This window comes from uncultured Aquimarina sp. (assembly GCF_947495315.1).
Classification (GTDB): Bacteria; Bacteroidota; Bacteroidia; order Flavobacteriales; family Flavobacteriaceae; genus Aquimarina.
On the sequence record NZ_CANLYD010000028.1, the window covers coordinates 19,193 to 31,295 of the forward strand.

10 protein-coding genes are annotated in these 12,103 nt (G+C 30.3%); 2 read left to right on the top strand and 8 right to left on the bottom strand.

What is annotated here, in order from left to right; genetic code table 11:
• Nucleotides 1-141: 141 nt before the first annotated feature.
• From Q0910_RS28215 to Q0910_RS28245, 7 genes are all read right to left on the bottom strand, one after another.
• A complete protein-coding gene (locus tag Q0910_RS28215) occupies nt 142-1,866 on the bottom strand; it encodes a hypothetical protein (protein WP_299224082.1) in 1,725 nt (574 codons plus the stop codon).
• 33 nt (nt 1,867-1,899) lie between these two features.
• Nucleotides 1,900-2,457, bottom strand: a complete 558-nt coding sequence (gene ruvC, locus Q0910_RS28220) for a crossover junction endodeoxyribonuclease RuvC (RefSeq protein ID WP_299224084.1) — start codon at nt 2,455-2,457, stop codon at nt 1,900-1,902.
• Nucleotides 2,458-2,507: 50 nt separating this feature from the next.
• Entirely contained in the window at nt 2,508-2,984 is a 477-nt protein-coding gene (locus tag Q0910_RS28225; RefSeq protein WP_299224087.1) for a hypothetical protein, read from the bottom strand.
• Nucleotides 2,985-3,205: 221 nt separating this feature from the next.
• The gene (locus tag Q0910_RS28230; RefSeq protein WP_299224090.1) at nt 3,206-3,577 is read right to left on the bottom strand and encodes a BlaI/MecI/CopY family transcriptional regulator; all 372 of its coding nucleotides are present in this window, start codon (nt 3,575-3,577) and stop codon (nt 3,206-3,208) included.
• A 34-nt stretch (nt 3,578-3,611) separates the two neighbouring features.
• Entirely contained in the window at nt 3,612-5,723 is a 2,112-nt protein-coding gene (locus Q0910_RS28235) for a peptidylprolyl isomerase (protein WP_299224093.1), read from the bottom strand.
• A gap of 35 nt (nt 5,724-5,758) precedes the next feature.
• A complete protein-coding gene (locus Q0910_RS28240; RefSeq protein WP_299224096.1) occupies nt 5,759-7,594 on the bottom strand; it encodes a M56 family metallopeptidase in 1,836 nt (611 codons plus the stop codon).
• A gap of 262 nt (nt 7,595-7,856) precedes the next feature.
• Nucleotides 7,857-8,276 carry a hypothetical protein gene (locus Q0910_RS28245; protein ID WP_299224099.1) on the bottom strand — a complete coding sequence of 140 codons (420 nt, stop codon included), beginning with the start codon at nt 8,274-8,276 and terminating at the stop codon, nt 7,857-7,859.
• 159 nt (nt 8,277-8,435) lie between these two features.
• On the opposite strand from Q0910_RS28245, the gene Q0910_RS28250 reads away from it, so the two are divergent.
• A complete protein-coding gene (locus tag Q0910_RS28250; RefSeq protein WP_299224102.1) occupies nt 8,436-8,936 on the top strand; it encodes a DUF456 domain-containing protein in 501 nt (166 codons plus the stop codon).
• Between the two features lie 861 nt (nt 8,937-9,797).
• Here Q0910_RS28250 and Q0910_RS28255 read toward each other — a convergent pair.
• A complete protein-coding gene (locus tag Q0910_RS28255) occupies nt 9,798-10,913 on the bottom strand; it encodes a serine hydrolase domain-containing protein (RefSeq protein WP_299224105.1) in 1,116 nt (371 codons plus the stop codon).
• A gap of 413 nt (nt 10,914-11,326) precedes the next feature.
• Between Q0910_RS28255 and Q0910_RS28260 the strand changes: the two genes are divergently transcribed.
• Entirely contained in the window at nt 11,327-11,845 is a 519-nt protein-coding gene (locus Q0910_RS28260; RefSeq protein WP_299224108.1) for a hypothetical protein, read from the top strand.
• The last annotated feature ends 258 nt before the right edge of the window (nt 11,846-12,103 follow it).

Here is a 12,103-nt window from a genome sequence, read left to right on the forward strand (position 1 = left end):
TTGGGTTTTTGAAATTCGCTTGCAAATATATATCGAAGAGTTCAATTTATTGCAGTTAAAAGGGAGGAAATTACTGTGTAGACTCTTTTTGAATCTTTTGGAAGATTAGCCTTTACAATGATTTCTTAATTTGATTATAGGTTAGTTTTTTCTCTTTTTACCTTTCACATATTTTCGGGTGTCGTGCCGGATAACACGTAGTTTAGGGTTCACTTTTTTTAGTGATTCGATATTTTTATCACTTATGATTTCGTGATCTACTAATAAATCAGTTAAACTAGGTAGTTGAGCAACCTTAACAGGTATATTCTCAAAACTATTATTATGTACCCATAAGCGAAGTACCTTTTCTAACCCCAATGTTTCTACAGGAAATTTTTTAAACTTATTAAACTCCAAGCTACAAGAACTTAAGTTGGCTAAACTAGAGAATTCATCGGGTAATTCTAAAATTTCGTTTGATCCTAAACTTAAATCTTCTAAATTCTTCAATTCCCCAATGGAAGCAGGGATTTTTTCAATTTTGTTCGCAGCTAAGTTTAAATGTTTTAACTTAACTAAGTTCCCTATGTTTTCTGGTAATGTTTTAATTTTACAAGCGTTTGCGGATATACTTATGAGTTCCGTGCATTGGGCTAATTCTTCTCTTAGCTCAGAGATCCAAGTACCTGAAATGTCGAATCGTTCTAAGCATTTTAGATTACCAATTGATTTAGGTAGATATTGTAATTTGTTATTATTTCTAAATGATAAGAACTTCAGTTTATTCAACCTTCCTAAATCTTCATCTATTTTCTTTAGATAATTACCTCCCAAATCTAAAACTTCAAGATTTGAAAGGTCATAAAGATTCTTTGGGACAACCCTCAATTTTAGTCGATTTAATTGCAAGATTTTTAGGTTGGGTAATTTTCTCAGATCTGATAGTATGTTTTCTATATCAGAAAACTGGTTTCCAGATAAATCAAGCGCTTGCAGGTTTATGAATTGAAAAATTTCTTTGGGTAATGATTTTAGTCCTACGTAGCTAAGATTTAGTGTGAAGACTTCCTCTTTTTTTACCAGAAGTTCTTTTAGATTTTCTGCCCTTTCTACATGTGCAAGTTTTTCTAACAATTCGGATCTGAAATAGTTTTTACCTAAAAAAATATCCAAATCAGAACAACTGTTATTTATTATTTCTTCAAATTGTCTTAGCGTTATTTTGGGAAATACAAAATTAGATACTTCTTCAAATTCAAGCATATTATTTGATATGGATTTCATCAAATCTTTATCCTCTTTAAAACCTCTGGATTCTAAAAAACCTGTATCCCAAAGTGCAGCTTCTTTATTTCCTGAAAAATATTTAGAGAATATGAGATAGTAATAATTATTTTGCAGATCATCGTAGGAACCAGGAAGACTTAATCTTTTTTCATATATGGCTGCTGAGAGTTCAAACTTTTTAGCAGCAAACGCACAATTTGCTTTCCAGGACAATAGAAAAGGCTTTTCACCTTTTAATTCTATGATTGAATTAATATCAGTTAAAGATTTTTCATATTGTTTATTTTTGAAGTATGCTTGGAACCTTAAATAAATAGCTTTTTCATCATTTTTATTTACTTCTAAATAGGTGTTTAAATCTGCAATAATTTTGTCTAAATCTTGTGGGAGGATGTTGGTGCTGGCAAACGCTCTGGAAAAATAAGAAATACTATTTTCTGGATTTCTCAGGATTACTTCATCTAATATGAGTACAGCCTTCTTCCATTCTTTGTTTTTTACCGCAAGAGTATAGTTTTCTTCTAATTGTTTGTCACTTAGAGGTTTTGTGCAGGATAGAAATATAAAAAAAACAAAGAAATATAGTATTTCCTTCATTAGTTATAGGTGTTATAAGATTCTAATTGGTAATCACTTTTTTACTCTTTTTTCATTTTGTTTTACAAAAGCGTCCCAACCAGTATAACTTTTGCCAACTATATTGGCTCTACCCATATTATAAAAATGACAAACTGCCGCTGCCAATCCATCTGTGGAGTCTAGGTTTTTAGGTAATGTTTTTAATTGTAAAAGACTTTGTAGCATTTTTGCTACCTGTTCTTTACTAGCATTACCATTACCGGTAATGGCCATTTTTATTTTTTTCGGAGAGTATTCAGTAATCGGTACTTCTCTGCTTAATCCAGCTGCCATGGCTACTCCTTGAGCACGACCAAGCTTTAACATTGATTGCACATTTTTACCAAAGAACGGTGCTTCGATAGCTATTTCATCGGGATGATAAGTGTCTATGAGTTCGACGGTTCGTTCGAAAATTAGTTTTAGTTTTAAGTAATGATCATCATATTTACTAAGCTGTAGTTCATTAAGCTGTAAAAAAAACATTTTTTTCTTAACCACTTTAATCAATCCAAACCCCATAATGGTGGTTCCCGGATCAATACCCAATATTATTTTTTCACTTTCCAACTAACAATGAATTTTTACAAAACTAAGGAATTCGTAGTAAGGATGAGTGTTTAATTTACATGAATTACAATAGGTAATTTATAGCGGGTAGTTACTGTAGCACTTCGCACGATGGCTGGTTTAATCGATGGAAGACTTTTAATACTTTCTGCTAAGATGCTTTCAAAGTTATCAACCTGAGAAGCAATAATTTCGGGTACAACAAAGTCCTCTAGAATAATTTCTTTGTCTTTAGTAATTAAAAGGGGAACCCAAATAGTGTCATTGATTGATTCTTTTACTGAAATTATATGATTTGCTAAGTAGGTTTTAATATGCTTTGTAATTATATTTTGAAAACAAATATCAGATTCTTCCGGTTCATCAATACAAGCATCAAATGAAGGTGGTTTATCAACTTGGTTTTTATCAATTTCACCCCATTTTTCTTTTAACACCTCTTCTTGATTGTCTTTCTTAACCACAAAATTATCACAAGAATATACTGTGAAAATCAAAATAAATATATAATAAACTCTCTTTATCATTAATAATTTTATTCGCTGTAAAAATACATGATGTATTTCTATGCGTATAAAATTAAAGTTTTTTATTTAGAAGGTTGACGTAATTGTAGTTAGAAAGTAATAGTTTGATATATCTACAAGATTATTTCTTTTTAGCCGCTTTTTATTAGTTTCAAAAGGCTTCTTCTAATTTCACTGTTGTTGTTTTCTCACGAATAACTTCTTTATAAAATTTTAACGGATTATGGATTACCATTATCTTCTTTATTAATTTCTTTGAGTATCGTTTCCAGATCTTCGATATTCATATCGTTTTTCTTTACAAAAAAGGACACCATATTTCTAAAAGACCCATTGAAGTAATTATTCATTAGTTTATTTAAAGACTGATTACTGTATTCTTCTTTTTTAACTAATGGGAAATACACATATCCTTTACCTTCTTTACGATGTGAAACAAATTCTTTGTTTTCCAGAATCCTAATAATCGTAGAAATTGTATTGTATGCAGGTTTTGGTTCCTGCATTTTATCAATAATAGCGGCTACATTTCCTTCTCTTAGTTCCCATAAGAGTTGCATTACTTCTTCTTCTGCTTTGGTGAGTTGCTTCATTTGATTGATTGTATTGTGTCTTACGTTAAGTTTACTATTGAATTTTTAATATATAAAGGTCTCCCTTATATTGACTGCTGAAATCAGAAAGCAACATTGCTTTTGCTTCTTCTAAAGTATCATATTTTTCTAAATATAAATACAGGTACGAGTCTTTTGGATTAATAAAATACTTAGGTTGTAGTCCCTGTGTTTTTAATCTCGCAATTCCTTTATCAAGATAATCTTTATGTTTAAAAATGTTGGTTATCAGATAATATCCATTTTTTATCGTGTTCCCTTCTGTAGTAGAGAGTGTTTCTGTAAGAACAATTTCTTTCTCGATTGAATCTTTAGGCATAAATTCTTTTTCTAACACAGTGTTAGAAGCGTTATCGATATTAAAAACTATTGGTAGGGAATATAAGACATTTACTTTTTCACCTTGAAATTCTCCTGGGATCATTTGTGGTAAAGAACTGATTACTCTATTGGCTTCTTCCTCTAACTCTATAGCTGGACCTCGAGACTGTACATCCACAATTTTGCCTAACGTATCAATCTTAAATCGAACATAGATACGATTTGTTCCTGTTAAACCAATAGCTTCTGCAACTTTAGTATTGAAGTTTTTATTCACGAATTTTTTAATTTCTTCAGATACACATTTTTTAATCAAACTTTGGTTGGTAAGATCCTTACAATTCTGTGTTTTTGGAACTTTATCAACACTAGCGAAAGGGATGTTTTGCTCTCTAATAATTAAGATGTGTCTTACATCAACTCCATCTGCTTTAATCTTTTCTACGGTAAGGATATGCCATCCAAAAGGTGTTCTAAAAGGTTCAGAAATTTCTCCTTCCTTTAGGTTAAAAGCAACTTCCTTAAAGTTTTCATGAAAAGGAGTGTCTTTTTGCACAAAATACAATCCACCATTTCCCTTGGATCCTGGATCCTCTGAATATAAAACAGCGCGGCTTGCAAAACTTTTACCATTACTAATAACATCGTTTTTGATCTCCAGAAGTTGATTTACAATTTTCTGATCCACCTTTGATAAAGAATCTCTACTGATTGCTTTAACAGATTTCTTGATGATTTCTTCATTAGACTTTTTATCTATTGTTTTAGAAGAAACCTCTTTTTCATTGTTAGTCTTGTTAACTGTGGCGTTAACAATTGGTTCTTCTTGCTCAGGAATTTTATCATTGGTTTTTTCAGTTGACAATGAATTAGTTAAGTCCTCAATTTCATTTGTGATTTTTTCACTGGAAATATTGGCAAGCGCTATTGCTTTCTGAGAAAACGCAGTGAATGTTACCATTACAGCTAATAACGGTACAATTGCTAAATATTTTAATTTAGCATTAGTTTTTGATTTCGTTTTTTGAAGCATAATAATTCTTTTTTTAAGTAATTTATGATTGAAGAAATTATTGGTGAATTTTACATTTTTGGTTTGGAAATTGGTGTTCAATAATTGTTCATAGTATTCACGCTTTCCTAAAAGCTTAATGGCAGATGCATCAGAAATATACTCGTGCAAAGCGATAATTCTGGAATGATAGATATATACCATAGGATTAAACCAGAAAAGGATTTTAATGACCTCAAACCAAATAAGATCTAGTGTGTGCTTTTGTTTAAGATGTACAATCTCATGAGCCAGAATTTGATTTTTTTCTTCTTCTGATAATTGGTTTCCCACATATATTGTATTCCAAAAAGTAAAAGCATCTTTGCTATCAGGTAATATTCTTACGGGATATTTGTTTATATGACCTTTAATAGAGTTTTCTTTTAAAGAATGGATGATTAATATCTTTTTGATAAACAAAAAAACAGCAATCGTCACTCCAACTGTATAAATAACTAACCACCAATTTATATCTAGGGTTTGTATTGAAGCTGATTTTACTGTTTCAATTACGTTATTGTTTACAGTGCCTCCTCCAATAAAAACAGTAGGTAAATCAATTACATAATCATCCGGAATGGTTTCCTGTATACCTTTTACCTTTATAAACGGTAAGGTTAATGAAAGTAGTGAGGTGACTAAAAGATATACTCTATTAACAGTAAAAAAGGTATCCTTTTTATGAAATAGATCATACGTTAATAAAAATATTAGCTGAAATAATACAGTTTGAACTATGTATTGAAGCATATCTTTTAGTTTTTAATACTTTCTGTTTTACTCTATTAATTTTTATACTCTTCTAGCATATCTAATGTAATAGCATAAGAAGGTACGTTGATGCCTTCTGGTGTTTTAATCACGTTAAAGTCGAGAATATCCTCTCCTTTTTCTTCCATTAATTTCTTTCTGAAAGAAAGTTCACATTTTCCATCTTTTGAGTTTTCCTGATACCCTTCTCCATAAATAATTTTCAAGTGGTATGTTCCACTAGGAATATTTCGAGCATAATATTGTTTGTTTTTAGGTAAATATAGTGTTCTTACGACTTCAGCATTTTTATTGGAAACGATGTCGACAATAATGTCTGCATTCTTTCCACTCGTAAACTTCAAGTAGTTGTCAATTTTGTAATCGTATTTGGTATCTCCCTGGTTTGCGCAGATAGGTTCAACTTCTTTTTTGGAAATTTCATTTGCTCTTGGTGATATTTTATCACGATACTGCTCCGCAAGTTTTTGAGCGACTTCCAGACTTTTTTCGTCTCCACCATTATTAATTGTTGATAGAGAATGATCATTTTTGTTTCGTAAGTCTTCCGGAAGTAAATCTATTGTTAAAGCGTATGAAGGCACATTTTTACCCTTATCGGTTACAAATGCTGTAAAATCAAGAATATCTTCTCCCGTCTCAGAAAGTAATACGTTTTTAAAGAAACCAGCACAAGAACTATCAATGTTTTTCTGAATATACTCTTCACCATAAACAACATCTATACGATAAACTCCTTCAGGAATATGTCTTATGAAATAGGTCTGAGATCTAGGTATAACAACTTTTCTGATAACTTCTGATGTCTCTAAAGAAACCATCTTCGCAAATATTTCTGCATTTTTACCTGTGGTAATTTTTAAATAATTGTCTAATTTATAATCATATTTAGAGTCTTTATTTAAGCAATCGGGTTGATTATCTGCTTTTTCATTCTCTTGAGTAGTGTAAGATTCGGTTGATTTAGTAGTATCAGTGTCTTTGCAAGAGGTGTAGGTGAGGATGCCTGTAATTACCGGTATTAAAAGTAGGTATTTAAATTTGGCAATAGATTTTGATTGGGATTTTTGTAACATAAGTATTCGTTTTTTGATTAATGATTGATTGAAAAATTGATTGATGAATGTTACTTTTTCTGTCTGAAAAGCAGCATTAAGTAGTTGTTCTATATAATTTCTTTGATTGACTTTGCTAATGGTAATGGAGTCTGCGATATATTCGTGAAGCAAAGTGATCCGTGCTTGGTAAATATAGATCAATGGGTTCCACCATAGTAATATCTTTAATATTTCTATTCCTATTTGATCAATAGTATGTTTGTGGTTTACATGAACCAGCTCGTGTGAGATGATATTTTTCTTTTCTTCTTCTGTTAAGGAATCTCCTAAAAATATAGTGTTCCAAAATGAAAATGCATGAGAACTATTAGGGAGTACCACAATTCTTTTGTCAAATACCTTAGATATACGAGAAACATTTCTTAAAATATGTAGTTTATGGAATTTGAGTATAAGATGCACAATACTGATTGCGATTCCAAAAAGATATATTACCAACCACCAATTAACTGATTGAGCAGACGTTTTTGAGATAGCTTCAGTTTGATCTATGTTAGGAATGATGGTTTTAGTAGAAGCTATAATAGTTCTTTCTATATTCGATACATAAATTTCTGCCGAGCTTGAATTTAAAAAATCAATTTCTATAAATGGTAATATCAAAGATAGAAATGGAACAGCAATCAGATACAATCGGTTCCAGTTAAAAAAGGTATCCTTTTTATGTAAAACATCGTATATCACAAGAAATAGGAGCTGAAATATTATGACCTGAAGTAAGTAATGGAACATATTGTATATTTTAAAAATTATTAGAATGCAATGTCAATTCTGAGTCTGTATATTATTAATCTTTAAAAGAATTAAGAAGACTCAGATTGACGACCCCAATATTATTTAATTAAATTGATTCAACTAAAATATTAGTTGAATGGCAAATATATGTAATTTTTTCTTTTAACTAAGAATTTAGTTAAAAAATATTCTACTTTTCCAGAGTAGTTTTTTTGTAGAGGGCTTTTAATAGTTATTGAAAAGGCTTACAGATTTTGGATTATAGGTTTGTGATGGTGTTTTTAATCTCAAACTGAATTAATATATTGTAAAAATCTTCTGGATCCATATCGATTTCTGATGCAGAAGTTGCTGGAATAATATCAGGAAATGACATTAATGTTCTAAAAGCTTCTTTTTCTAATTCTGGTGAAAATCCTTTAACTTGTATGTTACTAATTTGCCCTTCATTAGTAATGTTAAATCTTATATAAATACGATTAAGACCAGATTGCGCATAGGAGGATACAGATAAAATATTGTAGTTTTCTTTAACGTACCGCTGAATATCATCGCAGACGCAATGTTTTCGAACACGTTCTATGGTTTTGTCTTTGCATTTAGTTGTAGTAGATTTATTTTGTGCATAGAAATTAAATCCAATTAAAAAGATAGGGATAACTTTCAGGAACTGTATCATGATTTTGGAGGGTAGATTAGTTGGTTAAAAATTTATACTTATAGTGACAAAAATAATTTGTCTATAGCCTTTAGATGTTACCTAAAGTTTAATTATTTAGGTTAGTAATATTTTATTTAACCGTAACAAAAAACAATATTCTGAGTCTAATTAGTTACTATGGATATAGCATTAGTAATTATTGGTTTTATTTTATGTCTTGTTGGTATTATTGGTAGTTTTCTACCGGTATTGCCAGGGCCGTTAACATCTTGGGTTGGTTTATTAATACTTGATTTTACAGATGTCATTCCTCAGAACTGGACTTTTCTGGGAATCACATTGGCTATAGCAGTGTTCGTTTGGGTATTGGATTATATTGTTCCCGCTTGGGGAACAAAACGTTTTGGAGGAACAAAATATGGGATGATAGGGAGTTCTATTGGACTTATTATTGGTTTGCTGTTTTTAGGCCCTTTTGGTATTATTATTGGTCCTTTTGCAGGTGCTTTTGTTGGAGAGTTAATTAAGGACAGTAATGATTCTTCTAAGGCATTAAAAGCGGCCTTTGGATCTTTTTTAGGGTTTCTGGCCGGCACTTTTGTGAAATTTGTAGTTTCTATTGCATTTATTATTTTGTATGTAAACAAGGTTTGGGAATATTGGGGGGAACTGTTTTAAAACAGTTCTTTAGATACTAAAAATGTAATTGTTTCTTCCTGAAATATATAGACAAACAAAAAAGAGCGTCTCCACGCTCTTTTTCTTCACACAAATCATCTTAATTTAGGGGCTTATTCTAAAATTAAAACTCACTTTTTATAAAAACTTTCATTTTGGGGATAATGAAAGCACTAACTCATTTTCACTTTGTAAAGATAGTGCAAAATTCATAACCACCAAATTTTTTGTGTATTTTATCGTATAAAAATGTTATTTTAACATTGTTAATGCGTAATTACGTTTATTAAGTAGGATTAATACTACATTTTTAATCAATATCTTTAACTTGGAAAATTACAAGCTCGTTTTGGAGTTCAAAAGAACGAGACATTATCGAACTTAGAATAGGTAAACATTTAATAAATAATGAATTAAATGTTTTAAGGAGACTAAAAGACAAACAATTACAAACCAAGGGGGAATTAAATCAGAAAATGATCAAAGATTTTCTTTGTAATGATTTGTTAGAAAGAGGAGTTATGGATATTAATCTTATCATAAGAAACTGGGTGAAAACAGACTTAGTCTCTACATTTTTTAAAATATCCACAGATTTCCTCTGAGTTTCTTATATTCAAGAAGAATAACAAATATTCGGTTTGGTAGTTATAGATTAACTTTAGGTTCTTTTTCTAAAAATCGCAGGTAAGTGATCTGATTTAATTATTTTAAAACTGTCAACCTATTTCTGGACGACTCATATAAACTAAGTTACAGCTAATAAACTCTAGTGTCATTTGCTAGGTGAAACTAAAGTTTATTATTCACTTTCCTCTAAAATTAGCACTGTGTTTAGCAGTTCGTTAGGTTAAACTAATATCATTTTTTCATAAGAAAAGCTACTAACTTTTCATCAAGTTCCGTTGAAAATTCGGAGTTCGTAAAAAACACATATCCTATTTTTTTCTCTTTAGAGAATTGATACTCACAGGTAAAACTCAAATTACCACCACTATGACCATAAAAAGGGCCATATATAGTAGGATTGACTACCATTCCTAGTGCCCAAGAACGATTATCTTGATCTTCGCCTTCCTCTTCTTCTGGATTTTCTACATGTACTTTAAACATTTCATCGAACGTATTCTTTTCTAAACCTTTTTCTTGCATTAAACCAATAATGAAACCAGCATAACTTACTGCTTCGGTTTGAAGACTATAAGAAGCTCTAAAATCAGGTTTCTTTTTGTTAGCGCCCCAACCAGGGTTTACTTTTCCCTCAAAATGACCTGATGCTCTATTTTTTGTTACATAGTTGTTCCATACGTAATAAGCATTATGCATGTTTAGGGGAATAGCAATCTCTTTTTCAAAGACTTTCTGAAGATCGTTCCGTTCTATATTTTTTAGATGTGCAAGTACGTCTGCCAAGTATTCGAATCCTTCTCCGGAATACTTAAATCCTGTTCCAGGAGTAAACTTAATATCCAATTTTCCATCTTCGTTAAAAAATCGCCAATTTGGAAAACCAGAAGTATGGCTTAATACCATACGAGCTGTTATAAGTTTGTATCGCTCATCATGGGCTATGTCGGGATAAGGTAAATAGGTATATAATGGAGTGTCTAAATCTAAAATACCTTGATCTACCATTTTTAATGCCAGGTATGCAAATGGCGTTTTAGACGTTGAACCTGCATCAAAAAGTGTTTTTTCATTTAGTTTTTCTTGAGTATCAACATCTTTTAGCCCTAAAGCACGATGGTAAACTATTTTTGCATCATTTATAATAGCGATCGATAGCCCAGGGATTCCTATAGAGTCCATTTGCGACTCTAGAAATTGATCCATTTCTGAAAATGAGATGCTTTGTCCACTAAACGATGTAATAATATTAGTACTAGTTTTTTTGGTTCTATTATTACAAGAACTAATAGAACTAAAAAAGATGACTGATAAAAAGAAATGAAGATATTTCTGCGGGATAAGTTTCATAATATTCTATTGTTTTGGTTTATTTATAGAGTATTATAAATAATGTTTGTTACAGTTTTATAAATTCAAAGTATTCTATCGCGTAATTTCTATGAATTGTTTATCGGTCGTTTTAACTTTATGTAGATTATCCAAAGAAAGTAAACAATTCATATTTATATAAAAAAGCTCATTATTTTATTTAAAGAGCTAAATCGTACCAATAAGTGTAACAATCCCTTTGATTATTCATCTGTATGTAAATTTGAAATATGAAAAGATAGAGTTGTTATATCTCTATTATTGTACTATCTAGTAGTATTGGAGATATTGGAATGTGAGACTTGATTTGGATAATTAAATACACGCTCTATAATTAAAAGAATGAGATATAAGTTTTGTTCTTTAACTTATATATTAAAATTGAATATACCATGAAAATTATCATTACCATACTGCTTTTAAGCGCTATTATTATTTCAAGTATTGAGATATCTAAAAAAGATAATGAGATTGTTGCAGTAGAGTTAATTAAAACTCAGAAAGATTGGATTATAAGATTACCTGGGTCAGATAACATATTAGGTGAATTCAATTATAAATTGACTACTAATAAAAATCCATTAGGTGTCGATATGGATGATAAGAATAGTTTGGATGATATTGTTTTGATCAATGAAGACATTTTTTTACCAAAGAATAGTAATATTATTTTCTATTCAAGAACTATTGATGTAGAAGTACTTCATAGAGTTAGAATTGAAAAATGGGATTTAACATTTAATATAGTTCCAGGTATGGTTACCTATTCAGAATATGACTTAGACAAAGGAATCACTAATAAGAACGAAGAGGAAATTATTATAGAATGTATTGAAAAACGTCAAGAAATCCACGCTAATATAAAAAGTAAATGGAAGTTGTTACCGAAAAAAAATTCAATAAGCGGGTAAAAAAACTGAGCAAAACAAAAAACATTATAAACTTTAATACAACCTATATAGGGCGTAAAAAGAAGTAGGAAAAATGCAGTAGCAAATTCTATTGAAAGAATTTGTATTAAAAATCAACTGAACAGAAACAAGATCTTATTTCGGGTTTTAATAAAATACTTGTGTATTCATAACACGGATTTAATGGATCATTCTCAAAAGTTGTGTGTGAATTGGAAATAGAATAAGATCTTTGCAAAAAAAAGCAACGATTGGATC

What these genes read in the sequence shown, in the direction of transcription:
- Q0910_RS28235 (WP_299224093.1), bottom strand. Translation starts at nt 5,723, where the DNA reads ATGCTTCAATACATAGTTCAAACTGTATTATTTCAGCTAATATTTTTA.
- Q0910_RS28255 (WP_299224105.1), bottom strand. Translation starts at nt 10,913, where the DNA reads ATGAAACTTATCCCGCAGAAATATCTTCATTTCTTTTTATCAGTCATC.
- Q0910_RS28245 (WP_299224099.1), bottom strand. Translation starts at nt 8,276, where the DNA reads ATGATACAGTTCCTGAAAGTTATCCCTATCTTTTTAATTGGATTTAAT.
- Q0910_RS28225 (WP_299224087.1), bottom strand. Translation starts at nt 2,984, where the DNA reads ATGATAAAGAGAGTTTATTATATATTTATTTTGATTTTCACAGTATAT.
- Q0910_RS28260 (WP_299224108.1), top strand. Translation starts at nt 11,327, where the DNA reads ATGAAAATTATCATTACCATACTGCTTTTAAGCGCTATTATTATTTCA.
- Q0910_RS28215 (WP_299224082.1), bottom strand. Translation starts at nt 1,866, where the DNA reads ATGAAGGAAATACTATATTTCTTTGTTTTTTTTATATTTCTATCCTGC.
- Q0910_RS28230 (WP_299224090.1), bottom strand. Translation starts at nt 3,577, where the DNA reads ATGAAGCAACTCACCAAAGCAGAAGAAGAAGTAATGCAACTCTTATGG.
- Q0910_RS28240 (WP_299224096.1), bottom strand. Translation starts at nt 7,594, where the DNA reads ATGTTCCATTACTTACTTCAGGTCATAATATTTCAGCTCCTATTTCTT.
- Q0910_RS28250 (WP_299224102.1), top strand. Translation starts at nt 8,436, where the DNA reads ATGGATATAGCATTAGTAATTATTGGTTTTATTTTATGTCTTGTTGGT.